Source organism: Rhizobium terricola (assembly GCF_012927355.1).
Lineage (GTDB): Bacteria > Pseudomonadota > Alphaproteobacteria > Rhizobiales > Rhizobiaceae > Allorhizobium > Allorhizobium terricola.
In genome coordinates this window covers 562,064-588,138 of the sequence record NZ_JABBGK010000002.1, presented here as the reverse complement: position 1 = coordinate 588,138, position 26,075 = coordinate 562,064, and the positions used below count along the sequence as shown (strand labels likewise).

Here is a 26,075-nt window from a genome sequence, read left to right as displayed (position 1 = left end):
ACCGTTTCTGGAGGCATCGACCATGGCGCAAGTCAGCAGCGTATTGGGTATCTGGAATACAAATCCGTCCCGGCACACGCCGATCGAAGACGTGCAGGGCCTGCTCGCAGGCAGCATGATTTCGGCGCTCGGCCTTTACCTTCTGGCCAAGGTGGGGCTTCTCACCGGCGGCATGGCCGGGCTTGCCTTCGTCCTGCACTACTGGAGCGGCATGAGCTTCGGTCTCCTCTTCTTCCTGCTCAATCTTCCCTTCTATCTACTTTCGCTCCGGCGCGTCGGCGTTGATTTCACGCTGAAGACCTTTGTCGCGGTCGGCCTCACCTCCTTCCTGGTGGAAATCGAAAGCCGTTTCCTGGTCATCGAGACTGTGGCGCCGATCTGGGCCGCGGTGCTCGGCGGCCTGCTTCTCGGTTTCGGCCTGCTCGCACTTTACCGTCATCGCGCCAGCCTGGGCGGCCTCGGCATCCTCGCCGTCTATCTGCAGGATCGTTTCGGCATTCGCGCCGGCCTGGTGCAGCTCGCCTTCGATCTCGTCGTCATGGCGCTGGCCTTCGCGGTGGTGAGCCCGATGATCGTGCTTTACTCGGTGGTCGGGGCGGTCGTGCTCAACCTCTTCCTGACGATCAACCATCGCTCCGACCGTTACATCGCGCTGCGCTAGTCCGTCTGGCGCGCCTGGTGTAAAATCACTGGGTGACTGAGATAGAGGAGGCAGACCACCATGGACTTGACCCCGTCACTCGTGAGCGCCGCACGCGCCCTGGCGCAAATCGACCTAGGACAATTGGCCGAAATCTCCGGCCTGGATACCGAAGCGCTGGTGCGCTTCGAGCAGGGTCTCTCCGGCCTCGACAACGCGTCGCTCGATGCGCTGCGCAAGGCGATCGATCATTTCGGCGTGGAGTTTCTTCCGGCGGGCGATGCCGGCCCGGGCCTGAGGCTCAAGTTCAACACTCAGGAAACCGGGCAGCTTCTGAATTGGGAACAGGAGGGGGGCACGCCTGGCGAGAATGAGGTTCCTTGAAGGTTTCCCTTCGTCCGCCGCGAACATTCCCGTCTTGATGGCCCCCGCTTGCCGGGGGTAAGGAGTTCGGGCTACTGAGATCAGAGGACGGGTGAAGAGAATGGCCGATGCGAGAACGAGCTTTGCGACACTGCTGACATCGGCTGCGGATCGGCATTCGCCCGTCGATGACGCCCAGGGTCTCGCTGCCGGTTCGATGATGGCCTCGCTCGGTGTTCTGCTTCTCTCGAGTGCCGGCCTGCTCACCGGCGGAACCACCGGTGTCGCCTTCCTGCTGCATTATGCGACCGGTTATGCGTTCGGCCTGCTCTTCTTCCTGATCAACCTGCCCTTCTACTGGCTGGCTTTCCGCCGCTTCGGCCCCGGTTTCACCCTGAAGACCTTCGCCGCCGTCGCCTTCACCTCCTTCCTGACGGAGGCCGTGCCGCACGCGATCGGGATCTCTCACATCGACCCGCTGGTAGCCGCGATTTTCGGTGGTCTGGTCATCGGCGCCGGCCTGCTCGCTCTTTTTCGTCATCGCGCAAGCCTCGGCGGTTTCGGCATCCTGGCGCTTTATCTGCAGGATCGCTTCGGCTGGCGTGCCGGCCTCGTGCAGCTCGTTTTCGACGGCACCGTCCTGATCTTCTCCTTCTTTGTCGCCACGCCCTACATCATCTTCTGCTCGGTGGTCGGCGCAGTGGTCCTCAACCTGACGCTCGCAATCAACCATCGCAAGGATCGCTATATCGCGATGTGAGGAGCATAACCGGGAGCATTGCCGCTACCAGGAGGCCTGCGTCTTGTCGGCGGCGGCGGAAATCGGTTGTCGCCGGCGCTTCTTTTTCGGCCCGACTCCGCTAGGTTGACGGTGTGACCATTCTCGAGCGTGCCACCTCCCTGCTGCCAATTCCCTTCACCCGTTGGTTTGCGGAAAAGGGCTGGCAGCCGCGCGCCCATCAGCTGGAACTATTGGCCCGCGCGAGGGGAGGGGAAAGCCTGCTTCTGATTGCCCCGACCGGTGCCGGCAAGACACTGGCCGGCTTCCTGCCGTCCCTGACCGAACTTGCCGAGCCTGGACGCCTGCCGCCCGGAAGCGCCTTCACCGGCATCCACACGCTGTATATCTCTCCGCTGAAGGCGCTTGCCGTCGACATCGAGCGCAACCTGACGAAGCCGGTCTCGGAGATGGGCCTGCCGATCACCATCGAGAACCGCACCGGTGACACCCCTGCCGGCAAGCGCCAGCGCCAGAAGCTCAATCCGCCCGACATCCTGCTCACCACGCCCGAGCAGCTTGCGCTTTTGATCTCGCACGGCGATGCGGAGCGGTTCTTCAAGGACCTGCGCTATGTGGTTTTCGACGAACTCCATTCGCTCGTCACGTCGAAGCGTGGGCACCTTCTTTCGCTCGGGCTTGCGCGATTGCGTCGGCTGGCACCCGGCCTGCAGACGATCGGCCTGTCGGCGACGGTTGCCGATCCGATGGATCTGAGACGCTGGCTTGTCAGTCAGGGGTCTCAACGGGAGGAGAGTGCCGGCCTGATCACGGTCGAGGGCGGTGCGCGGCCGGACATCACGATCCTCGCAACCGAGGAGCGGGTCCCGTGGTCCGGCCATTCCGCCCGCTATGCCATGCCGGAACTCTACGAGGTTCTGAAGAACTTCAGGACGACGCTGATCTTCGTCAACACCCGCTCCCAGGCAGAGCTCCTGTTCCAGGAGCTCTGGACCATCAACGACGACAATCTGCCGATTGCGCTCCATCACGGCTCGCTGGATGTCTCGCAGCGCCGCAAGGTCGAAGCCGCCATGGCCGAGAACCGCCTGCGCGCCGTCGTCGCGACCTCAACGCTCGATCTCGGCATCGACTGGGGGGACGTCGATCTGGTCGTTCACGTCGGCGCGCCGAAGGGGGCCTCTCGCCTTGCCCAGCGCATCGGCCGCGCCAACCACCGCATGGACGAGCCGAGCCGCGCGATCCTGGTGCCCGCCAACCGTTTCGAAGTGATGGAATGTCAGGCGGCACTCGATGCCAACTACATCGGTGCCCAGGACACGCCGCCCGTCGGAGACGGATCGCTCGACGTGCTCGCCCAGCATGTGCTCGGCATGGCCTGCGCCGGCCCATTCCTTGCCGATGATCTCCATGCGGAGGTGACTTCCGCCCTGCCGTATTCTGCGCTGTCGCGCGAGACCTTCGATCGCATCGTCGATTTCGTCGCGACCGGCGGCTATGCGCTGAAGACCTATGAGCGCTACGCCCGCATCCGGCTCAACAAGGAGGGCCGCTGGCGCGTCTCCAACCCGCAGGTCGCCCAGCAATACCGCCTCAATCTCGGCACCATCGTCGAGATGCCGATGCTGAACGTCCGCCTCGTCAAGCGCAACCATCTCGGCTCTCTCGGCCGCGGCGGCATGATGCTCGGCAAGGTCGAGGAGTATTTCTTCGAGCAATTGAGTCCCGGCGACACCTTCCTCTTTTCCGGCAAGGTTCTGCGTTTCGAGGGGTTGCGCGACAACGAATGCCTGGTTTCAAACGCCTTTTCCCAGGATCCCAAGATCCCGGCCTATGCAGGCGGCAAGTTTCCGCTCTCCACCTATCTGGCCGACCAGGTGCGCGCCATGCTCGATGATCCCGAGCGCCGTCGGGCGCTGCCCGATCAGGTTCGTGACTGGTTGGAAATCCAGCGGGAAAAGTCGCTGTTGCCGAAGCGCGGTGAGTTGCTGATCGAGACGTTTCCGCGCGCCAATCGTTTCTTCATGGTGACCTATCCCTTCGAGGGCCGGCTCGCCCACCAGACGCTCGGCATGCTCTTGACCCGGCGGCTGGAGCGGATGGGCGCGAAGCCTTTGGGCTTTGTCGCGACCGACTATTCGCTGGCCGTCTGGGGGCTCGAGGACATGGGCACGATGATCGCGTCCGGACGCCTGCGCCTCTCCGACCTGTTCGACGAGGACATGCTGGGCGACGATCTCGAGGCGTGGCTCGCCGAATCCTGGATGCTGAAGCGGACCTTCCGCACCTGTGCGGTGATTGCCGGGCTGATCGAGAAGCGTCATCCGGGCAAGGAAAAGAGCGGCCGCCAGGTTACAGTCTCCGCCGACCTGATCTATGACGTGCTGCGCAGCCACGAGCCCGATCACATCCTGATGCAGGCGACGCGACAGGATGCCGCCGCCGGTCTCCTCGATATTGCCCGGCTTGCCGATATGCTAAAGAGAATCAGGGGGCACATCACCCACAAGCGGCTCGATCACATTTCGCCGCTCGCGGTGCCGGTGATGCTGGAGATCGGTCGCGAGCCGGTCGCCGGCGAAGCCCAGGAACATGTTCTGGCCGAGGCCGCCGACGATCTGATCGCCGAGGCCATGGCCTGAAAGACGAGCGACCGAAGGAAGAGTTGAAAGCATGAACCGCCTGGCACGCCTGCAGGATCCGGTTGCCGTCGATACCGATTGTTCGGCCCGTTTCGTCGTGAACGGGGTCGAGGCGGTCGCCGATCCGTCCGGCGCACTCGTCCTGCCGGATCTCAATATGCTGGTCGTCTCAGATCTGCATCTGGAGAAGGGCGCAGCCTTTGCCCGTCGTGGCCAGCTGCTTCCGCCCTACGATACGCTCGCGACGCTCCGCATCCTGGAAGCGGTGATCGGGCGCCATGATCCGCGTATCGTCGTCAGCCTTGGTGACAATTTCCACGATCCGGTCGGCTCGGCCTTGATGCCCGACGCATTTCGCCAGCACATCGGCGCGATGGCGGCTGGCCGGGAGTGGATCTGGATCAACGGCAATCATGATCCGGACGGCACGTCGGGCCTGCCGGGCGTCTCGGCCGACGAACTCGCCTATGGCGGGCTCACCTTCCGCCACGAGCCGAGCCTCGCCGCCGGTCGGGGCGAGGTTGCCGGTCACCTCCACCCCTGTGCAACCGTCCGGCGTCGGGAAAAATCGGTGCGCCGCCCCTGCTTCGCCAGCGACGGCATGCGTCTGATGATGCCGGCCTTCGGTGTGCTGACCGGCGGCCTCGACCTCCGTCACAAGGCCTTCACGGGCCTGTTCGACCGGCAGGCCCTCGTTGCCCATCTGCTCGGACGAGACCGCGTCTACTCCGTGCGCTTCGCCAACCTGATGGGCTGACGCTCCATTCCCTGCGCGGCGATTACCGCGCCGTGAGCGGCTCGTAACGCAGGATGACCCCACCGGTCTTCAGGGATCGGCTGTCGATCAGCCGGAAGCGCCGTTGTTCTTCGGCCGGCTTGAAATGGGGATTGCCGTCGCCGAGCGCGACCGGCGCCAGGCAGATCCGCATTTCATCGACCAGGCCGGCCTTCAGAAGGCTGTCGCAGAGCACTGCACTTCCGAAGACGAAGATGTCCTTGCCCTCCTGGGTCTTGAGCCTTGCAAGTTCGTTCTCGATGTCCCGGACGATGCGCGTGTTCGTCCACTCGGCCGCTTCAAGGCTGCGGCTCGCGACAATCTTGGCGATCGAGTTCATGTAGGTCTTGATTTCCGCCTCCTCGGTCGCCTCGGGCCACCAGGCCGCCATCCCCTCGTAGGTCATGCGTCCGAACACGAGAAGGTCGGCCTGTCGTCCGATCTCCAGCGAGTAGTCGCGCAGCTCGTCTCCCCAGACAAGCTCATGGAAGCCGAGGTCCCAAGGGGTTCGGCCCTCGAAATAGCCGTCCAGCGTCATCAGGTTCCAGATAATCAACTTGCGCATGGGTTCCTCCCGGTCAGGATTTCAAACTGATTGCAATATGCAATCAGTTGCGTTCTAGCTCGACTGATGGCAAAGCGCAACTGGTTAGCAGGAGAGACAATGTCGGAACCCCACCGCTCCGGATGCCCGATCAATCTGACGCTCGAGGTTCTCGGCGATCGCTGGAGCCTGATCGTCATCCGAGACGTGATGTTCGGCAACCGTCGCCATTTCCGCGAGCTGTTGCAGAATTCGGAGGAGGGCATCGCCTCCAATATCCTGGCGGACCGGCTGAAAAAGCTGGTGGAGAAGGGGCTCCTGACCCGCGTCGATGATCCGAGCCACAAGCAGAAGGCGATCTACAGCCTGACCGAGATGTCGATCGATCTCGTGCCGCTGTTCGCCGAGATGGGCGCCTGGGGCAGGCGACATCTCGCCGTGTCGGAGGATCTTTCCATACGAGCCGAACTCCTCGAACAGGGCGGACGCCCGCTCTGGCAGGACTTCATGCACGAATTGCGCTTCCTTCATCTCGGTATCCCGATGCCTGAAGGCACGCCATCGGCCCTTGCAAGACTGACGGAAGCCTATCTGGAGGTTCGGGCGAGAATGGCCGCGGCCGGCGTCTGAGTCGAGGATCAGTCGCGGCGGAAGACGAGGCTCGCGCCCCAGCCGGTGATCAGGGCCAGAAGAACCGCAAGGAGGCCGTAGGCGAGCGGGCTTTCATGCGCCGCGCGCGAGATGGAATCCTCGAGCCCCGTCTTGATCACGCGCAACGGCAGCTCGCGCTCGCCGATGAATTCGCCGGTCTTGAAGAGATAGGCGTGAACGATATGCACACCGTCCGGAATGTTGGCCGGCAGGCGCAGCGTCGCCTTGAACAGGCTGGAACTGACGAAGCGAACTCCGGAGGCATCGCCCTGGTAGAGGCCGCCGCTCAGTTTCAGGCGCCGGAAAGCCTCGCGGAACTCCTTGATGTTGGCGCCGCTGCTGAGATAGCCGGTTGGCGTGAGCGCCAGATGGTCGGTCCCTATGCCGAGTTCGACCAGCGTTTCCGGGTCCGTCACTTCGAGCAGGTTCCGCGTGCTGGCCAGCGAATACGAAATCGGCGTCCGCTCGAACGACATCGACGTGCGGTTGACCCAGATTCCGAACAGCCGTTCCTTGCGCCGTACGGTCGTGTCGTCGCGCGGCCCCTCCAGCGTCACGACCACGTCATACTGACCGATGGCGAGCAGCAGCGTGTCGCTGTTGTTGACCGAGCCGAAGATGGTGAGGTCGGCGCCGCGAAAATCCGACGTGATGGCGATTTCGCTGGTGGACGTGCCGATGTCGAGGCTCTCCTTGCCGGTCATGTCCGAGGCGAGCGGCACCTGTGCCAGGCTCTCGGTTGCGGCGAGGAGGCAAAGGACGGCGGAAAGGGAGGCGAGGAGCCGGCGCATCGTCAGCCCCCGATCGCGATCGAATAGATATCGTCGGGCGTCACCACCAGCTCGACCGCCAGGCGCAGGCCGACCGCAAGGACCAGCAGCCCGAGCAGCGCACGCAGCTGTTCGCCGCGCAGCTTCTGCCCGACCCTGACGCCATACTGTGCGCCGATGACGCCGGCGAGCATGAGGATGAAGGCGAGCACGATGTCGACCGAATAGTTGGTCGCGGCCTGGACGATGGTGGTGTAGGCGGTGACGAAGATGATCTGGAACAGCGAGGTTCCGACGACCACATTGGTCGGGATGCGCAGGAGGTAGATCATCGCCGGGACCATGATGAACCCGCCGCCGACACCCATGATCGAGGTCAGGATGCCGATCGCGAAGCCGAGGCCGATGATCGGCAGCACGCTGAGATAGATCTTCGACTTCTTGAACCGCATCTTGAAGGGCAGGCGGTGTACCCAGTTGTGCTGTCCCGGCCGTTTCAGGCTGACCGTCTCGTTGCGGGCCGCCCGGCGCATGGCGTTGAGGCTCTCCATCAGCATGAGGCCGCCGACGGTCCCAAGGAAGACGACGTAGAGCAGCGAGATGAAAAGGTCGAGCTGGCCCAACCGCCGCAGCAGCGAGAAGATGTAGATACCGACGGTAGCCCCGGCGAGACCGCCGAACAGCAGCACCGTTCCGAGTTTGACGTCGAGCGAGCCGCGCCGGAAATGGGTGATTGCCCCGGAGATCGAAGAGGCGACCACCTGGTTTGCGCCGGTTGCCACTGCCACGACGGGTGGGATGTTGTAGAAGATCAGCAACGGCGTGATAAGGAAGCCGCCGCCGACGCCGAACATGCCGGACAGGAACCCGACGGCCGCACCCATCCCGAGAATGATGAAGATGTTCACCGACAATTCTGCAATTGGCAGGTAGATCGTCACGCTCGGACCTCGAAATGCGTCTGCCCGCCGCAGCGGGTGAATGGGGCAAGGGTCGGAAATGCCGCCTGTCTCAGGCAAAAGCGAAACAGGCTCAAGCCCTTGATCGGGCTTGATCCTTGTCATTTCTCTTGCGCCTGCATACCGGGCGAGTCAATTCTCGACCCAGCAATACGCGGGCATTTTCCGATTTTTATGACTCTCAGCGACTATTTGTTGCGCGCCAGCAGCGCGTTGACCAGTTTGTCACTGACGAGGCCCGTGGGTTCTTCGCCAATCGACTTCTGGAACGACTTTATCGCCGTCACGGTCTTCTCGCCCATGACCCCGTCCGGGGTCCCGGCGTCGAAGCCGTTGTTGTTCAGGATCACCTGGATGTTGCGGATCGCCTTCTTCATGTCGACGCTCGCCGTCTTCAGGCCTTTGCCGACCCATTCGTCCGGGACGGTCGCCGAATTGGCGTCGGCGTCGAGCGGCGCCGCCTTCCACAGATCGACCTGGGCGCGGGCGCGTTCGAGCTGGTCCGGCTTCATGGCATTCGCCACTTCGTCGCGCTTCTGCGCGGCGTCCTTGTCGCCTTCCTTGGCGACCAGGGCGAACCACTTGTAGGACGCTTCGAGATTCTGCTGCACGCCGTTGCCGCGGGCATAGAGGATTGCCAGGTTGAACTGGCTGTCCGAGACGCCGTGTTCGGCGGCCTCGGCGAACCATTCGACGGCCTTGGCGTAGTCCTGCGCGCCGTCGCTGCCGGAAGCGTAGATGACCGCAAGATTGTGCATCGCGCTCGCATTGCCCGCGTCGGCCGCCTGCTGGTAGAGCTGCTTGGCCTTGGCGATGTCGCGCGGCACGCCGGTTCCCTTTTCATAGAGATTGGCAAGCCGGTACTGGGCGGGGGCAAAGCCCTTGTCCGCAGAAAGCTGATACCACTTCGCGGCCTCGGCGAAGTCGCCGGGAACGCCCCGGCCTTCGGTGTAGCGCGAGGCGATCTCGAAAAGTGCCAGCCGATCCCCCTGCTTGGCGGCGAGCGCGAGCGAGGGCGGCGTGATTTCTGCCGGCACGATGATTTCCGCGACCGGAGCGGGAGGGGCCGCGGGAGCGGCCTCCGCCGGAGCGGGCTGCGCGGTTGCAGCGGTAGCGCCGTCGGTCGATGCGGGAGCAAAGCCCTGTGCCGGACTGCTTGCTGCATGCGGAGCCGGCTTCAGTGTGTCGAGTTGTTCGCCGTCGAGTGACGTGCCGCCGACGAGAGCGGCCGCCGCGGCCTCCGTGGCCGGATCGTCGACTGACGCGGCGTCCGATGCGGCAGGCTTCGCGGCCTCCGTGTCCGCATCCCCGCTGGCGTCGACAGAAGCTGCGGCCGGCAGGTCAGCCTGCGCATCGGCCGCGACCTCGGTCTCGACGGGTGCAGCCTGCGGTGCCATGCCGCTTTCGACCGGCTTGGGTGCTTCGATTGCGGTCGGCGCGGACTGGCCACCCGTCAGCGTCTTGACGAGCGGCATGGCCATCGCGGCGAGCAGGATGGCCCCGACCGCCATCAGGATCGGACGGCGGTAGCGCGCAAAGGCCGAAGTTTTCGGCTCGCTGGTGCCGAGCGGGGCAGGGGAGGTTGCCGCGGCCTTGGGCGTACGCTCAAGTTCCTGCGCCGCGGCCTGGGCGGCGCGGCGGGCGGCGGCGATATAGTCGGCGCGGTCGGCATCCTGGGCCGAAAGATCGGCCGCATCATTACGCTGGTTCGACTGGCTGGCACGAACGCGCTCGAGGATCTTGCGCACGTCCGGCGCGCCCGAACCGGGTTCCAGGAGTTCGTTGGCCTCTTCCGGCGGAAGGACTTCTGCCGGATCGATCGACGGGGCCTTGTCGATATGCTGGCGGCCGGAAGTTGCCGGCGGCTCGTCCTTCTTCTGGCCGGGCAGCAGGCGCTTGCTCAGGCCTGCAAGCAGGCTCGGCTTCTCGACCTTCTTCTCCGGGCGCGCGGCCTCGATGACCGGAACCTCCGACAACAGGGTGTCGACGGCTTCGGGAGCGATTGCCGGTTCCCGGACAGGGGCGGGTTCGAAGACCTGCGGCTCGAATTCGAAGGCGGTCTCCCGCGGGGCGGGTTCGGCTGCCGCCCTGACGGGGCTCGGCGCGGCCGGGGCGGGCGCCGGCTCGATTTCGGCACGCGGCGCCGGGCGGCCTCCGTGGTCGAGTTCGTCGAGACGGGTGGCGATCTGCACCAGCGTGTCGTGGAGCGCTTCGAACGTGCGGTGGGTCCGCTCTTCGGAGTTGCGGCTGAAGTCTTCGAGATGCCGCAGATGGTCGGAGAGGGCGGCGAAGGCCGCGACGTCCGCCGCACCCGCCGAATTGCCGGTGGCAGACGGCATCTGGCGGGCATAGTTTTCCATGACGGTCTCGGCGGCCTGGCGGGCCGCCTCGATGATGTATTCGTCGCTGGTCGCCATGTAGTCTTCGAGCGCCATCAGGCGTCCTGAGAGCTCGCCGCCGACGGACGGATCGGATGCCGGGCTGCTGATCAGGGCCGAAAGATGGGCGATCTGCTCTTCGAGCCCGCGGAGATTCGCGCTCTCGCCGGTCGGCGCGACGCTTGCATCCTCGATACGGTCAACCACGGCATTCAGCCGTTCCTCGAAATGGCGAAGCACGCTGTCGTCGATCCGCGCGACGCTCGGCTCGGGGAATTCGATCGCCTCGATGCGGCGGGCGAGCATGTCGAGTCGGTCTGCCAGACGGTCGTTGACCGCGCCGTGATCGAGCGCGTCGATCTTGCGGGAAATGTCGGCGAGGTAGCCGGTGAGCTCCGGTTGCGCGACCGGCTTATGGCTGCGCTCCAAAAGCTGCGAAAGCTGGTCCAGGCGCTCCTCCAGCCGGCTTGCGGCACGTTCGGCCGAAAGCTCCTCAATGCGCGCGGTCAGCGCCTCCAGGCGGTCGCCGAGTTCATTGACTGGTTCTTCTTCCGGGCGCTGTTCGGCGAGCATCTCGATCTGGTGGGCGAGCCCGCTGATGCGGTCCTCGATGCGCTGGAAGCTGGAGCTGTCGACGCCGGCGGCGGAGCTGCGGCTGCCGGCAGCGATCGCCCGGGTGATCTCGTCGAGCCGCATGTCGATCCCGGCGAACTGCTCCATGACCATGCGTTCGTTCGGGTCGATATGGGCGCCGATATGCTCGAGGGCGGCCGCCACGGTGATGAGTTTGTCTTCGAGCGCATGGATCGCGCGATTGTCGCCCATCCGGCCGATATGGCCCTTGATGTCGTCGAGCCGGTCGGCAAGGCGGACGACTTCGTCGCGCAGGGCGGCCGGATCCACGTCGTCGAGACGTTCTTCGATCTGGTTCCAGCGGCTTTCCATATGGCGAACGGAATCCTCGCGGGCCAGCCCGTCCATCAGCGAACGCAGTTCCTCGAACTCGGCCCTGAGCCCTTCGGCGCCCGGGGCGCGAACCTGTCCGAGCTGCTGGATGCTGTGCGAGAGCCGTGCGATGTCGTCCCGCATGTCCTGGGTAGGGCGACGTTCCTCGGCGATCGAGCGGATCCCCTGCATCTCGCTTCGAAGCGCGCTGATCTCGCGGCCGAGGCCTTCGGAAATGTCCTGTTTCAGTTCCTGGCGAAGGCCGAGCAGCGCCTGGGTGATCTCGCGCGTAATGTTTTCCGGCGGATAGCCGGCCGGCTGCATTGCGGCGGCAGCGCGCGGCTGCGGCGCGGGCATGTAGGGATCGGCAGCGCGAGCCGGGGCGCGTTCTGGCACGCGGGCGCGGTTTTCCTCGAGCGAGCGCTGGCGCTGGCGGATTTCGGCGAGCGGGTCGCTGCGCAATTCCCGGTCGGATCGCGACAGGCGCTCCTCTACGCGCTCGCGAATGCCTTCGCGTCGCGGCTGTTCCATCGGACGCGGACGGGCGGTGCTTCCCATCAGCCCTTCGATGCGCGCTTCCAGTCCCTCGATCGTGCGGTTCAGCGCGTCGAACGACGATGCGCCGCCGGGGCGGGAAGGAGTAGATCGCGATCCGTTCATGGTCTTGCTCGCTTCGTTCAGGTCACCCGCGACGGCCAATGTCGGGGTCTAGGCTCAGGCTTGGCGATGGATCGTTCCGCAACCGGGCTTTCCTCCGGGCGGGAGCGGCGAAAGCGCTTCGCACGCGACGCACCGCCGACCATCACCTTTCGAGGCAACAATTCACGAAACGTGGTAAACAACCCGTTAATCTGGCTAAAAATTTTTTAACGTTTGCTGATATGCCCCGCACAAGCAGAGCCTTGCAGGATGGGCATGAGACGAACCTGCTGGTCGCGCGTCACGGTTCAAAAAAACGGTCGCGTGCAGATTTTGACGTTTACGCAAACGTCAATATTTTATATATAGCCTGAACCCATCCGGACCCCGTCCGGCATCTAGTCTCGGAGGAAGATGATCCATGCCTGTGTACAAGGCCCCGGTTAACGATACGCTTTTCGTTCTGAACGACGTGCTCGGCCTCGAACGCTACCACAATCTGCCCGGTTTCGAGGACGCGACGCCCGACATGATCGAGGCAATCGTCGGCGAGGCTGCGAAGCTGGCCGAAGAACAGCTCTTCCCGCTCAACCTGTCCGGCGACCAGGAAGGCTGCAAGCGCAATGACGACGCGAGCGTGACCGTGCCGAAGGGCTTCAAGGAAGCCTACGATGCCTATTGCCAGGGCGGCTGGATCGGTCTCGCCGTCCCGCAGGAATTCGGCGGCCAGGGTCTTCCCTACACGCTGCATGCCGCCGTCGGCGAATACATGTCGTCCGCCAACATGGCGTTGATGATGTATCCGGGCCTGACCCAGGGCGCGATCGCCGCGATCCTCGTTCACGGTTCCGACGAGCAGAAGCAGACCTATCTGCCGAAGATGGTCGAGGGCACCTGGTCCGGCACCATGAACCTCACCGAGCCGCATTGCGGCACCGATCTCGGCCTGCTGCGCACCAAGGCCGTGCCGCAGGGTGACGGTTCCTACAAGATTTCCGGCCAGAAGATCTTCATCTCTGCCGGCGAACACGGCATGACCGACAACATCATCCACCTCGTGCTCGCCCGCATCGAGGGTGCGCCGGAAGGTACCAAGGGCATCTCGCTCTTCATCGTGCCGAAGTTCCTCGTCAACGCAGATGGCTCCGTCGGCGCGCGCAATGCCGCCACCTGCGGTGCGATCGAGCACAAGATGGGCATCCACGGCAACTCGACCTGCGTCATGAACTATGACGAAGCGACCGGCTACCTGATCGGCGCGGAGAACAAGGGCCTTGCCGCCATGTTCGTCATGATGAACGAGGCTCGCCTCGGCGTCGGCCTCCAGGGCCTGTCGATCGCCGAAATCGCCTACCAGAACGCCGTCAACTATGCGCGCGAACGCATTCAGGGTCGTTCGCTTTCCGGCGTCAAGGCACCGGAAAAGAAGGCCGACCCGATCATCGTGCATCCGGACATCCGCCGCGCGCTGCTCACCATCAAGTCCTTCACCGAAGCCGGTCGCGCCTTCACGCTGTGGACCGCGCTGAAGTCAGACATCGCCCATCGTTCGGGTGATGCCGCCGAAAAGCAGGCCGCCGACGATATCCTCGGCCTCGCGACGCCGATCCTGAAGGGCGTCCTGACCGACAAGGGCTTCGACCATGCCGTCATGGCCCAGCAGGTCTTCGGCGGTCACGGCTATATCGAAGAACACGGCATGAGCCAGTATGTCCGTGATGCCCGCATCGCGATGATCTACGAGGGCGCGAACGGCATCCAGGCGCTCGACCTCGTCGGCCGCAAGCTCGGCATGAACGGCGGCCGCGCCGTCATGGCCCTCTTCAAGGAGATCGGCGATTTCTGCGAGGAGAACCGTGCGGACGAAAACCTCTCCTTCTTCACCAAGAGCCTGAAGAAGGGTCTGAACGACCTGCAGGCCTCGACCATGTGGTTCATGCAGAACGCGATGGCCAAGCCCGACAATGCCGGCGCCGGTTCCACCGACTACATGCACATGTTCGGCCTCGTCGTGCTCGGCTACATGTGGGCCAAGATGGCGAAGGCCGCCAACGAGAACCTTGCATCGGGCACCGGCGATGCCGACTACTTCAAGAACAAGCTGCTAACCGGCCGCTTCTTCATGGAGAAGGTCATGCCGGAAACCGCGCTGCGCAAGGTCCGCATCGAGGCCGGCGCCGACAGCCTGATGGAAATGGCTGCAGAAGCATTCTGAACCTCCCCTTCTCCCCACCGGGGAGAAGGTGGCCCGTTAGGGCCGGATGAGGGGGCGCTTGCGCAACTGGCCCCCTCATCGCCTCGCATCCGCTCGGCACTTCTCCCCCCGCTGGGGAGAAGAGGGACAAGGAATTTTCGGCGCTCGCGCGCCCCAAGGGAGAGAAATCATGACTGAAGCCTTCATTTACGATCACGTGCGCACGCCGCGCGGCCGTGGCAAAAAGGATGGTTCGCTGCACGAAGTGCCGACGCCGCGCCTGGCTGCCAAGGCGCTCGAAGCCCTGCGCGACCGCAACGGCCTCGACACCGCGACCGTCGATGACATCATCTTCGGTTGCGTCGACCCGGTCATGGAAGCCGGTGCCGTGATCCCGAAGGCGGCTGCCTTCGAGGCTGGCTATGCCTTCTCCGCCCCCGGTATCCAGATCTCCCGCTTCTGCGCCTCGGGCCTCGATGCGATCAACCTCGCTGCCGGCAAGATCCAGGCCGGTTCCGACGACATCGTCATCGCCGGCGGCGTCGAGTCGATGTCCCGCGTCGGTATGGGCATGTCGGGCGGCGCCTGGTACATGGACCCCTCGGTCAACTTCCCCGGCTATTTCATGCCGCAGGGCGTCTCGGCCGACCTGATCGCCACCAAATACGGCTTCTCGCGCGATGATGTCGACGCCTATGCGGTCGAGAGCCAGAAGCGCTCAGCCGCTTCCTGGGCAAAGGGTCATTTCGCCAAGTCGGTCATCCCGATCAAGGACCAGAACGGTCTGGTAATCCTCGACCGTGACGAGCATATGCGCCCCGGCACCGACATGCAGTCGCTGGCAAGCCTCCAGGCTTCCTTCCAGATGCCGGGCGAGATGGGCGGCTTCGAAGCCGTCGCCATCCAGGCTCATCCGGATATCGAGAAGATCACCTATGTCCACCATGCCGGTAACTCGTCGGGTATCGTCGATGGCGCGGCGGCCGTCCTCGTCGGCTCGAAGGCCGGCGGCCAGTCGATGGGCCTGAAGCCCCGCGCCCGTATCCGCGCCTTCACCAACATCGGCTCCGATCCGGCCCTGATGCTGACCGGCCCGGTCGACGTCACCGAAAAGCTCCTTGCCCGCACCGGCATGAAGATCTCCGACATCGACCTCTTCGAACTCAACGAAGCCTTCGCCGCCGTCGTTCTGCGCTTCATGCAGCATTTCAACGTCAGCCACGATGTGATGAACGTCGCTGGTGGCGCGATCGCCATGGGCCACCCGCTGGGCGCGACCGGCGCGATGATCCTGGGCACCGTGCTCGACGAACTGGAACGCCGCGACCTCAATACCGCGCTCGTGACACTCTGCATCGGCGCCGGCATGGGTACCGCCACCATCATCGAACGCGTCTGAGTTTGGGGAGAGAGACCATGACCTACAAGAACTTCACCATCGAAACCGACGCAGACGGCATCGCGCTCGTCACCTGGAACATGCCCGATAAGTCGATGAACGTCTTCACCGTCGAGGTGATGGACGAGATCGAGAAGATCGTCGACCAAACCGTCGCCGATGCCGCCGTTAAGGGTGTCGTCTTCACCTCCGGCAAGTCCTCCTTTTCCGGCGGCGCCGATCTCACCATGATCAAGGGCATGTTCGCCATGGTCGAGGAAGAGAAGGTCAAGGATCCGGAAAACGCCGTCAAGAAGCTGTTCGACGCGGCCGGCCGCATGTCGTGGCTGTGGCGCAAGATCGAGACCAACGGCAAGCCCTGGGTCGCCGCGATCAACGGCACCTGCATGGGCGGCGCCTTCGAGCTGTCGCTTTCCTGCCACGGCCGCGTCGCATCCAATGCGAAGTCGGTCAAGCTCGCTTTGCCTGAAGTCAAGGTCGGCATCTTCCCGGGCGCCGGCGGCACGCAGCGCGTCTCCCGCCTCGCTGGCACGCAGGACGCCCTGCAGATGATGACCACCGGTCAGTCGCTCACCGCCTCGCGTGCCAAGGCCATGGGTCTGGTGCATCAGGTCGTCGAGCCGGACCAGCTGATCCCGGCCGCCAAGCAGATGATCAAGGACGGCCTGAAGCCCGTCGCTCCCTGGGACGAAAAGGGTTTCAAGGCCCCCGGCGGTGGCATCTGGACCCCGGCGGCCGCCCAGCTCTGGCCGGCTGCTTCCGCCATCCTGCGCCGCGAGACCGCCGGCAACTATCCGGCAGCACTCGCCATCCTGAAGTGCGTCTATGAAGGCCTGCAGGTTCCCTTCGAAACCGGCCTTCGGATCGAGCAGCGCTACTTCACCGAGATCGTCCAGACCACCGAAGCCTATTCGATGATCCGCTCGCTCTTCGTCTCGATGCAGGAACTCGGCAAGGGCGCTCGCCGCCCGGCCGGCGTTCCGAAGTCCGAGTTCAAGAAGGTCGGCGTGGTCGGCGCCGGCTTCATGGGTGCCTCGATTGCCTATGTCACGGCTGCTGCCGGCATCCCGGTCGTCCTGATCGACCGCGACATCGAAGCCGCCACCAAGGGCAAGACCCATTCCGAAGGCCTGGTCGCCGGCGCGATCGGTAAGGGCAAGATGTCGAAGGAGGATGGCGAGAAGCTGCTCTCCCTGATCACGCCGTCTGCCGATTACGCCTCGCTCTCCGATGCCGATCTCGTCGTCGAGGCCGTGTTCGAGGATCGCGAAGTCAAGAAGGCCGTCATCGAGGCCGTCGAGGCCGTCCTGCCGGAAGGCTCGATCTTCGCCTCCAACACCTCGACCCTGCCGATCACCGGTCTTGCGAAGAACTCGAAGCGCCCGGCCCAGTTCATCGGCGTGCACTTCTTCTCGCCGGTCGAGAAGATGATGCTCACCGAGGTGATCCTCGGCAAGGAGAGCGGTGACAAGGCGCTTGCCGTCGCGCTCGACTATGTCGCCGCGATCAAGAAGACCCCGATCGTCGTCAACGACACCCGCGGCTTCTACGTCAACCGCTGCGTCTTCCGCTACATCAACGAAGCCTATGACATGCTGATCGAGGGCGTGCCCGCGGTGATGATCGAGAATGCCGCCAAGATGGCCGGCATGCCGGTCGGCCCGCTGTCGCTCAACGACGAGGTCGCCGTCGACCTCAGCCAGAAGATCATGAAGGCCTCGATCGCCGACCTCGGCGAAGCCGCCGTCGTTCCGGGCCACATGACCCTGATCAACAAGATGGTCGACGAACTCGACCGTCGCGGCCGCAAGAACGGCAAGGGCTTCTACGAATATCCGGCAAAGCCGGCGAAGAAGTTCATCTGGCCGGGCCTGAAGGATCTCTTCGCCCAGAAGAAGCCGGAGGATGTCGACGTTGAGGTGATCAAGCAGCGTCTGCTCGTCACCATCGCGCTCGAGGCCGCCCGCACCATGGAAGAAGGCATCGTCACCGATCCGCGCGAAGCCGATGTCGGCTCGATCCTCGGCTTCGGTTTCGCGCCCTATACCGGCGGCACGCTGTCCTACATCGACGGCATGGGCGTGAAGACCTTCGTGGATCTCTGCGAGAAGCTCGCCGCGTCCTACGGCGACCATTTCAAGCCGACGCCTCTGCTCAAGGAAATGGCCGCCAAGGGCGAAACCTTCTACGGCCGCTTCGACCCCTATGGCGAAAGCGCAAAGGCGGCCTGAGGCCTCTTCCTTTTCCTTCTCCCCGCCTGCGGGGAGAAGGTGCCCGAAGGGCGGATGAGGGGGCATCCCACGACGTCCCTTGGAAACAAGAAACCGACACCTGATCGAAGGATCGGGTGTCGGTTTTTTTGTGAAGCAAGGTGGGTGCACTGTGTGAGATGCGCCCTTCCAACCGCCCCGATCAGCTGCCTGCCCCGTAAGGTCGCCGCAGCCCATGTCGCTCCAGCCAGTCGATAACGGCCTTCGGCTCGTCTGTCTGGATGATGGTGGCGCCGCGGTTGACCCAGAAACCGTAGACGTCGTCAGGCTTTCCCTCGGCAAAGGCGAGACCGTCGCCGCGTCCGCCCGCGACCATGCCGTCCGGCCGATCGGTGATCGGGTAGGTGTTGATCCACATGTGGAAATTGCCGCGCACGGCTGCGGCCCGCGCCTGTGGCGTGAAGAGCGGCCCGCCGGCTACGGTCAGCGGCTCGGTCGTCTCCCGGCGCCAGTGGATTAGCTCGGCCGCGTCGGGCGAGAAGGCCTTGGAAACCTTGTCGACGAAGGCGGCGTCGCGCACGGCGTCGTCCGCGAGGATCGGCATGAAGGCGATGTCCGGCCCGATCTGCTGCATTACGGCGCGGACCCGCGTCAGCCGTTCGTCGTTCCAGATCGGCGTCTTGATCAGGATGCCGTCGGCGTTGCCCAGACGTCGGGCGATTTCGACCATTTCGGGAAGATCTTCCGGCTCCAGCTTGTTGTCGATGTTGACGAGGACCCGCCCCTTTGCATGGGCGAGCATTTCCGCGAGCGTCGGGACTGCTTCGTCGGTCACGATGCGGCTTCCCTCGACGACCAGCCGACAAGCCATGAGCTGCTCCAGCAGGAGATCGCCAACCTCGCCCCGACAGGTCGTCGTGCGCTCGAGCGTCGCATCGTGCATGACGACAAGCGCTCCGTCGCGGGAGCGACGGACATCGAGCTCGACCATTTCGACGCCGATCGCGGCGGCATTGTCGATCGCCGCACGCGAGTTCTCTGCCCTGACGACAGAACCGTTCTCCTTCCAGCCGGCGCGGTGCGCGACGACCATGACGTGGTCGCGCCAGAGGTTGGCATTCGAAAGCCTTTCGCCGATCAGTGCGGCATGGTCGGATTTCGGGATGGAGGCGTCCGATGGCAATACTGGCATCAGCGACAGCAACGCGGCGAGGATCGGGGCGGTCAAACGCATGGTGCGGCTCCTGGTCCGATGGGGTCAAAATCGCGATAGAACCGGCGCGTAACAGCCGCGTGAAAGATCGGTGACGGGACGATGAATCCTGCGGGTCTAGTCACTTCGAAGGGGGGTGCTTGCATTCTGGCGTGCGATCGCGCTTAGTTCTGCGAGGACGCGGGGGCGACATGGGGGAATGCAGGAAGCTGGTCTCAAGGCCGCGTAATGCCGTTGGCGTTGCGCGACGCTGGGGGTTGTTTGTGCGGCGGTTGCTGCTCGGTGGCCTGGTTTCTGCGCTTCTCGCAGGCTGCCACGGTCGGACCGTCAGTTCCGGTGGGCAAGACCACCCACTGCTGCCTAAGCCTCTTCGCGCGATTGCCCTGGGCTTTCATCATCTCGGCATCGTGACCGGCACTTATGTGCGTCGCGACGAAGCCGACGACCACGTCACACTCGATCGCGACGTCGCTCTCGCTGGGCTTTCGGCCGCCGGCAATGCGGATAGTGTCACGTGGCTCGGACATTCGACGGCGCTCATCCGGCTGAAGGGGATGAGCATCCTGACCGACCCGGTCTTGGCCGACGGAATCGTGCTCGGCGCTCCCTTGCCGCATCGCCACGTCGAGCCGCCCATCGGATTGGCAGATCTGCCGAAGATCGATGTCGTGCTGATTTCGCACGGCGACTATGACCATCTTCACTTGCCGTCGCTCAAGGCTCTGGTGAAACGCTTTCCCAAGGCCCGCCTGATCGTTCCGGACGGGCTGCAGCCATTTGGCGAGAAGGCGGGTTTTGCCCGTGTCGATCACCCGAGGGAGGGCGGGGTCGTCATTGCCGGTGCCACCCGCATCACCGCTCTTCCCGCCGTTCATGCGACCCGGCGAAACTTTCTGGCGATCCCTGACGGCAAGGCTAATTCCTGGGATATCCGGGCTGGTACGCGCTCTGTGCTGTTCGTCGGAGACAGCGCCTACGGTTCCGTGTTTCGCGACATCGGCCGGAGCCGTGGACCCTTTGACCTGGCCCTGGTCCCGATCGGCGCCTTCGAACCCGCGACGCTCGTATCGGACATGCATTCCTGCCCGGAAGATGCCGCCCGTATCCTTGATGACGTCCGGGCAGGGCTGGGCATCGGCATTCATTGGGGAACCTTCGCGCTGTCGCCGGAGCCGCTGCTTGAGCCGGCGGACCGCTTCCTCTCTGCAAGCGCCGGCCATGGACGGGCGCGCGTAGTGCGCATCGGTGAAACGATGATCCTCGCACGCGGTGGAACTGCGGGGCGTCCCTGATCGTTAGCGGTTCATGCTAAACGACCCGACCGATCGAGTGATGACATTACCCCTGCAATTGCCAAGGGCCGGAGTGCATCGCCCATGAGTGGCGTGGATCGGGATACGATGCGGATCATCTCCGCCGAGCTGCCGGTTAACGCGACGCTGCATCTATGGCTGAAGGCCGTACGGCCGGGAATTCCGGGATCGGTCTCGCTCGTCAGCGCCAACGGAAAGTTTGGCGAGGTCCAGGCAGTGAATGCGGAAGAGCATTCTTTCCGCATCTACCAGGTGTTCGGCGGCGGACGAATCGAACTGCAATACGACAGCCAGATCACGTCCGTTTCCGTCGCCTACTGGTTCACGGCGTCCGACGTATTGGAAACCGGCATCACCGTGCTGCACACCAATCCGGCCAATGCGCCCCCGGAACTGGCCGGAGGCTATCACTTCCGCCCGCCTTTCGGCTGGATGAACGACCCCAACGGCTTCGGTCGCTTCGGTGGCCGGCCGCATCTCTTCTACCAGCACTATTCACACGGCCGGACATGGAACAACATGCACTGGGGCCATGCCGTTTCGTCGGACTATCTGCGCTGGCGCCACCTGCCGGTCTTCCTCTTTCCTTCCGAAGAACTGTCTGCCCGTCCGGACAAGCGTGGCGGCGCCTTTTCCGGCTCGGCGATCCCGCTCACGAGTGGCCCCGGAATCCGGGTCTTCTTCACGGAAAAGGTGAGCGAGCGCATTCCGGAACAGGAGATCCAGATGTCGGCGACGTCGGCCGATCTCTTCAGCGCCGGCGAGGCGAGCGTTATCCTGCCGCATCGTCCGGCCGGCGAGGGGCTGACCTTCGACTTCCGCGATCCCTATGTGTTCAAGGGACCGGACGGCCGCTGGAAGATGCTGCTCGGCAGCCAAAGCCACGCGGGCGGGGTGATCCTCCTCTACGAGACCGAGGACCCGCAGGCAGCCGGCGGCTGGACCTATATCGGCAAGCTTCATGTCGAGACCCGCTACACGACAACGGCGCTCGAATGCCCCTGCCTCTTGCCGCTGGACGGGGAACCCACACATCCTTCCACCCGCTGGGCTCTGATCTACGGACTGATGAACGCAGTCGATGAGCGGACGGGGCGGAAGAACCTGACCATGGCCGATGTCGGATGGTTCGACGGGCGCACCTTTTCCAAGGAGTTCGGCCGCGAGCTGGATTTCATTACCGACAACTATGCCTTCCAGGCCTTCGCCGACGGAACGACGCCGGTCGGCATCGGCTGGATGGGCAACTGGGCCGATACCGGCCCGACGATCGAGTTTCCCTCGGCCATGACCCTGCCGCGCACGCTGCGGCTGGAGGACGGGCAGTTACTGACCCCACCGCTCGGCGCGGCGGAAAGCCTGCGCAGCCATATCCTCGACCGCACGCGTCTGGTGAATGGCGAGCGCGTGGACTTCCCGAGCGGCGCCGTGGAAATCCTCTTTGAAGTGGCAGAGCCTGGCTTGAGCTTCGAACTTGCGCTCGAGCATCCGTCGATCGGATTGGCGCTCGTTCAGGACGAAACGGGTCTCGTTCTGCGCTATGAGAGGCCGGGGCAGCCCTCTCCGCACTACATCGCCGAGGCCGCAAGGGTCTCCCGCCTCCGGGTCTTTCTCGACTACGGCTCCATCGAGGTCTTTGCCGACGATGGCCGGATCGCCGGCACCAAGCGGATAGACGGTTTCGATCCGGTTCGTTCGGCCCGATTGACGGCGCCATCCGGTGGGCTGCGGTCGGCGACGATCTGGGCACTGAGGCTCTGAGCCCGTCAGGCTCTATTCAGCCGTCTCGGCCAATGAGCGTACGCGCACGACCGTCACCGTGCAGGGCGCCTGAGCAGCAACTTCACCGGAAACACTGCCGAGCAGCGAGCGCATGGCCGAATTGGCGCGCGCGCCCATCACGATGTGGTCGACCACGTTCTCCCGCGCATAGTCGAGGATCGCCCCTGCAGGCGAGACCGCCTCGATCACGTGATAGGTGATCGCGCCCTCCGGCGCCTTCAGCGGTTCCGCCCAGTGCTTGAGCTGCACCAGTCGCGCCACATGCTTGTTGTTGCCGTCGGCGTCGAGATCGCTTTCCAGGCTGATGCGGGCGATCTTCAGCACGTTGAGGCATGCGATGCGGGCATTCGGCGTCTTCTCGATGATCCGGCTGACGGTCATTCGCAACGCATCGCCGAGTTCCTCCGATCCGTCAGAAAGGTCGATCGCCACCATCACGATCGGCGCGTTGGAAAGCGCCGTCGCGGCCACCTGCGGGCGTACCAGTTCGATCGGATCGGGGTTGAACCGGCGCTTGATGACCGCGGAAAAGCCATCGCGCTTCAGCTTCTCGGCCCGGCCCGTCAGCGTCACCTTGGTGAGGTCCTGGAGGTCCATCATCAGCTGCGCCGCCGTCGGGTAGCGGCGCGCCGGATTGACTTCCAAGCAACGCAGAATCACTTCTTGCAGCGGTTTGGGCAGGTCGGGCACGAGCGCGCGCGGTGGCACCGGATCCCACCACAGCCTCTTCTTGAGGCCTTTCATCCTCTGCGGATCGCCGAAGGGGCGCCGGGCGGTGGCGAAGAAGTACATGAGGACGCCGAGTGCGAAGATGTCGCTGCGGAAATCGCTGCGCACGCCGAGGATTTGTTCGGGCGCCATATAGGGTGCGGTGCCGTAGGGCAGGCGGAACTCCTCGTCCATCAGGTCCGGCAACTGCAAGTGACGGGCAAGCCCGTAGTCGACCAGCACCGCCTCGCCCGTCTCGCGGAACATGATGTTCGACGGCTTGATGTCGAGATGAACGACATTCTGCCGGTGCAGGTCGCCGAGGGCTGCGGCGATGCGACAGCCGAGCGACACGACTTCGTCCGCCGGTCGCGGCAGTTCGTCGAGCATCGGGTAGAGCGACTTGCCCGGCAGGCGTTCGAAGACGATGTAGGGATGGTTGGCGAAATCGCCGTTGGCGACGAAGCGCGGGACGTGGCGGCCCGAAAGCCGCGGAAGGATCATCTGCTCCATCTCGAACCCGACGATCATGGCGGGATCCGTTCCCGCCCCCATTTCCGGCACCTTCATCAGCATCGGAAAATCGATGTCCGGCCGGGTCACGTGGAAGAGCTGTGCCATGCCTCCGCGATGGGCAAGCTCACCGATTGTGAAGCCGTCGATCACGGCGCCTTGATGGATCTTTCCCCTCGGCATTGTCTTCCCCCGCTTACTTTCCCCTCGACAGCCTGACTGCCAGCCCCTCGGGCAATCCCACGGCCCGGATCTTCGCCGCTGCCGCTTCTATGTCATAACCGGTGCGGTGGAATTCGAGCTCCTCGCGGTCCGTGTCGAAGATGCCGAACGCTGCTGCCGGATTGTTGTCGCGCGGCTGGCCGACGGCACCCATCACAGCAAGCCAACGTCGCTGCCTCAGAAGTGGGATGCCGTTGGCGGAGGAGGGAACGAAGGTCGTGACCTTTCCGTTCGGGCCTAGCCCGTAGAGCGCGGGCCGGTGGACGTGGCCGCAGAAGCTGATGCGTGCGCTGCAGGCGGCGAGATGCGTGGCCGCTGTCTCAGCGTCGGTCACATAGTTGAAACGGGTCGGCGCCGAGGCATCTGCATGGACATAGAGCCGGTCGTCCTCTTCCGCCTTCAATGGCAGGTCGGCGAGGAAGGCCTTCTGGGCTTCATCGAGCTGCGTGCGCGTCCAGTCTATGGCCGCCCGCGCGGCTTCGTTCATCGACACACCCGGATCGGCGATGGCCTGGTCATGGTTGCCGCGGATGACGATCGCGCCCGCTGCTGCGAGTTCCATCGTCCGGTTGACGCACCAGGCAGGATCTCCACCGTATCCGACGATGTCGCCGAGGATGACATGACGCGCCGCGCCACGTTCGCGTGCGGCCGAAAGCACCGCCTCGAACGCCTGCCTGTTGGCATGGATGTCCGAAAGAAAAGCGATCCGCATTACCCCTCCCTGGCAACGAATGCTTGGAGCGGTAATCTAGGAGCTAATCGAGGAGAAGGCTATTGGTCGGAAGGAGGGGGCGCGACCGTTTCAAACAGGGCTTAGAGTGCTTGCGATCGTCAGGACGCATGCGTCATGTATCCGTCAACTGAAAAGGCTATTGTTCGGAGCGGAACCGGGAGTTGCCTGGCCGCGACGGCAAGCGGTGTCCTGAAGGTCGCCGGGCAAGCTGAAGGACGGACGCGATGAACAGCCAGGATTTCCGGGCCGAGGCCCTTGAGGCATCGGCTTTGTTGGATAAAGTGACTGCCCTGCGTGCCGCCATCCTCGAAGCGGCCGAACCGCTCGTCACCCGCTTCTCGATCGATGGCGACGCCGTCGATCCCGCCTCGGTCAACCTCGCTCACTATCTCTGCCTCCGCCACCATGACATCCGCCCGCTCCAGCGTCGCCTGATGCGCCTCGGCCTTTCCTCTCTCGGCCGCCTCGAAGGCCGCGTCCTGCCGACGCTCGACGCCGTGCTCGTTGCCCTTGCCGCGCTTGCCGGGAGAGAGAAGCCCGTGACGATGCCCTCCGAAGCCGACTTCTTCTACGGCGAGGCGCGGCTCGAGCAGGCGTCCAGGAACCTTTTCGGCAGCGAGCCCGAGAACCGGCGCACCCGCATCATGGTCACTTTGCCGAGCGAAGCTGCCGATGGCCCGGACTTCGTTCTCGATCTGGCCCGGAGCGGTCTCGATGTTGCGCGTATCAATTGCGCCCATGACGGCCCCGACGCCTGGCGTGCCATGGCGGCCTTCACCCGCGCCGCAGCCGAAGCGACCGGGCGCGACATCGCTGTCCTGATGGACATTGCCGGCCCCAAGATCCGTACGGCCGCGGTTGCGCTCCCTGACAAGAAGGCGCGTCTCGAGGTCGGTGACCGCATCCGGCTGGTTGCCTCGGGTAAACCAAGGACGTGCGATGAAGTCGTCTATTCCGCCGGTGTTTCTCTGCCTGAAATGGTGACCCGTTTGTCTGTCGGCGATCGTGTTCGCTATGACGACGGCAAATTGGAGGCCGTTGTCGAGACCGTTGCCGACGGGGAGGCCGTCGTCAGGGTCGAACGGACCAAGGCCCGTGGATCGAAGCTCAAGTCGGAAAAGGGCATCAATCTGCCCGACACGCCGCTCGGTCTTTCGCCCCTGACCGACAAGGATGAGACGGATCTTGCGACCGTGATCGAATGTGCCGACATCATCGGCTATTCCTTCGTCAGCCGCCCCGAAGATATTGATCTGCTCGACACCATCCTCGAACGCCACGGCATGATGGGGCGACCGCTCGGCCTCATCGCCAAGATCGAGCAGCCTGAGGCGGTGCGCAACCTGCCGGCGCTGATCAACCGGGCCCGTCGCCGCGGCCCCTTCGGCGTGATGATCGCGCGCGGCGATCTTGCCGCCGAGATCGGGTTCGAACGGCTCGCCGAGATGCAGGAGGAAATCCTCTGGATTTGCGAGGCCGCCTCCGTTCCGGCTGTCTGGGCGACGCAGGTGCTTGAGGACCTCGTGCGAGAAGGCATCCCGACGCGCGGCGAGATGACCGACGCCGCCATGGCAGCGCGGGCCGAATGCGTCATGCTCAACAAGGGGCCGGCAGTCCTGCAGGCTGTCCAACTGCTCGATCGTCTGCTGGCGCGCATGGACGAACACATGCTCAAGAAGACGCCGACGCTCAGAGCCTTGAAGTCCTGGTGATGCCCGGCAATCTCTCCGGGTGCCTTGC

19 protein-coding genes are annotated in these 26,075 nt (G+C 64.1%); 12 read left to right on the top strand and 7 right to left on the bottom strand.

From position 1 onward, the window contains the following. Positions 1-22: 22 nt before the first annotated feature. The 5 genes from HHL25_RS12585 (at position 23) to pdeM (ending at position 5,141) form a co-directional block, all read left to right on the top strand. On the top strand, positions 23-661 hold the full coding sequence (locus HHL25_RS12585; protein WP_169591003.1) for a YitT family protein: 639 nt from the start codon (positions 23-25) through the stop codon (positions 659-661). Between the two features lie 60 nt (positions 662-721). Next, positions 722-1,024: a helix-turn-helix transcriptional regulator gene (locus HHL25_RS12580; protein ID WP_169590999.1), complete on the top strand. Its 303-nt coding sequence runs from the start codon at positions 722-724 to the stop codon at positions 1,022-1,024. 100 nt (positions 1,025-1,124) lie between these two features. Further along, positions 1,125-1,763: a YitT family protein gene (locus HHL25_RS12575; RefSeq protein ID WP_169590996.1), complete on the top strand. Its 639-nt coding sequence runs from the start codon at positions 1,125-1,127 to the stop codon at positions 1,761-1,763. 113 nt (positions 1,764-1,876) lie between these two features. Then, a complete protein-coding gene (locus tag HHL25_RS12570; RefSeq protein ID WP_169590992.1) occupies positions 1,877-4,384 on the top strand; it encodes a ligase-associated DNA damage response DEXH box helicase in 2,508 nt (835 codons plus the stop codon). 31 nt (positions 4,385-4,415) lie between these two features. After that, positions 4,416-5,141, top strand: a complete 726-nt coding sequence (gene pdeM, locus HHL25_RS12565; protein ID WP_169590988.1) for a ligase-associated DNA damage response endonuclease PdeM — start codon at positions 4,416-4,418, stop codon at positions 5,139-5,141. Between the two features lie 22 nt (positions 5,142-5,163). Here pdeM and HHL25_RS12560 read toward each other — a convergent pair whose 3' ends face one another. Then, positions 5,164-5,724 carry a dihydrofolate reductase family protein gene (locus HHL25_RS12560; RefSeq protein WP_169590983.1) on the bottom strand — a complete coding sequence of 187 codons (561 nt, stop codon included), beginning with the start codon at positions 5,722-5,724 and terminating at the stop codon, positions 5,164-5,166. 99 nt (positions 5,725-5,823) lie between these two features. Between HHL25_RS12560 and HHL25_RS12555 the strand changes: the two genes are divergently transcribed. After that, the gene (locus HHL25_RS12555) at positions 5,824-6,333 is read left to right on the top strand and encodes a winged helix-turn-helix transcriptional regulator (RefSeq protein WP_169590980.1); all 510 of its coding nucleotides are present in this window, start codon (positions 5,824-5,826) and stop codon (positions 6,331-6,333) included. Between the two features lie 8 nt (positions 6,334-6,341). On the opposite strand, the gene HHL25_RS12550 is transcribed toward HHL25_RS12555, so the two are convergent. The 3 genes from HHL25_RS12550 to HHL25_RS12540 all read right to left on the bottom strand — a co-directional run bounded on the left by HHL25_RS12550 (position 6,342) and on the right by HHL25_RS12540 (position 12,066). Then, positions 6,342-7,145 (bottom strand): TIGR02186 family protein, encoded by an 804-nt coding sequence (locus tag HHL25_RS12550; protein ID WP_169590976.1) that lies wholly within the window; start codon positions 7,143-7,145, stop codon positions 6,342-6,344. A 2-nt stretch (positions 7,146-7,147) separates the two neighbouring features. After that, complete coding sequence (locus tag HHL25_RS12545) at positions 7,148-8,065, bottom strand: sulfite exporter TauE/SafE family protein (protein WP_169590971.1); 918 nt, start codon at positions 8,063-8,065, stop codon at positions 7,148-7,150. 206 nt (positions 8,066-8,271) lie between these two features. After that, positions 8,272-12,066: a peptidoglycan-binding protein gene (locus HHL25_RS12540; RefSeq protein WP_169590967.1), complete on the bottom strand. Its 3,795-nt coding sequence runs from the start codon at positions 12,064-12,066 to the stop codon at positions 8,272-8,274. Between the two features lie 400 nt (positions 12,067-12,466). On the opposite strand from HHL25_RS12540, the gene HHL25_RS12535 reads away from it, so the two are divergent. From HHL25_RS12535 to HHL25_RS12525, 3 genes are all read left to right on the top strand, one after another. Then, positions 12,467-14,260, top strand: a complete 1,794-nt coding sequence (locus HHL25_RS12535) for an acyl-CoA dehydrogenase C-terminal domain-containing protein (RefSeq protein WP_169590963.1) — start codon at positions 12,467-12,469, stop codon at positions 14,258-14,260. A gap of 169 nt (positions 14,261-14,429) precedes the next feature. After that, the gene (locus HHL25_RS12530; protein WP_169590960.1) at positions 14,430-15,638 is read left to right on the top strand and encodes an acetyl-CoA C-acetyltransferase; all 1,209 of its coding nucleotides are present in this window, start codon (positions 14,430-14,432) and stop codon (positions 15,636-15,638) included. Positions 15,639-15,655: 17 nt separating this feature from the next. Next, positions 15,656-17,869, top strand: a complete 2,214-nt coding sequence (locus HHL25_RS12525; RefSeq protein WP_169590956.1) for an FAD-dependent oxidoreductase — start codon at positions 15,656-15,658, stop codon at positions 17,867-17,869. 181 nt (positions 17,870-18,050) lie between these two features. Here HHL25_RS12525 and HHL25_RS12520 read toward each other — a convergent pair whose 3' ends face one another. Beyond that, positions 18,051-19,082, bottom strand: coding sequence for a glycerophosphodiester phosphodiesterase family protein (locus HHL25_RS12520; RefSeq protein WP_169590952.1), 1,032 nt, complete (start codon positions 19,080-19,082; stop codon positions 18,051-18,053). 242 nt (positions 19,083-19,324) lie between these two features. Here HHL25_RS12520 and HHL25_RS12515 point away from each other — a divergent pair, with 242 nt between their 5' ends. Both HHL25_RS12515 and HHL25_RS12510 read left to right on the top strand, forming a co-directional pair. Continuing rightward, complete coding sequence (locus tag HHL25_RS12515; protein WP_169590949.1) at positions 19,325-20,353, top strand: MBL fold metallo-hydrolase; 1,029 nt, start codon at positions 19,325-19,327, stop codon at positions 20,351-20,353. An 84-nt stretch (positions 20,354-20,437) separates the two neighbouring features. Beyond that, positions 20,438-22,135 carry a GH32 C-terminal domain-containing protein gene (locus HHL25_RS12510; RefSeq protein WP_169590945.1) on the top strand — a complete coding sequence of 566 codons (1,698 nt, stop codon included), beginning with the start codon at positions 20,438-20,440 and terminating at the stop codon, positions 22,133-22,135. Positions 22,136-22,147: 12 nt separating this feature from the next. On the opposite strand, the gene HHL25_RS12505 is transcribed toward HHL25_RS12510, so the two are convergent. Then, complete coding sequence (locus HHL25_RS12505; RefSeq protein ID WP_169590942.1) at positions 22,148-23,560, bottom strand: serine/threonine protein kinase; 1,413 nt, start codon at positions 23,558-23,560, stop codon at positions 22,148-22,150. A 13-nt stretch (positions 23,561-23,573) separates the two neighbouring features. Beyond that, positions 23,574-24,314, bottom strand: a complete 741-nt coding sequence (locus HHL25_RS12500) for a metallophosphoesterase family protein (protein WP_169590938.1) — start codon at positions 24,312-24,314, stop codon at positions 23,574-23,576. Positions 24,315-24,559: 245 nt separating this feature from the next. Here HHL25_RS12500 and HHL25_RS12495 point away from each other — a divergent pair, with 245 nt between their 5' ends. Then, positions 24,560-26,047 (top strand): pyruvate kinase, encoded by a 1,488-nt coding sequence (locus HHL25_RS12495; protein WP_169590926.1) that lies wholly within the window; start codon positions 24,560-24,562, stop codon positions 26,045-26,047. The last annotated feature ends 28 nt before the right edge of the window (positions 26,048-26,075 follow it).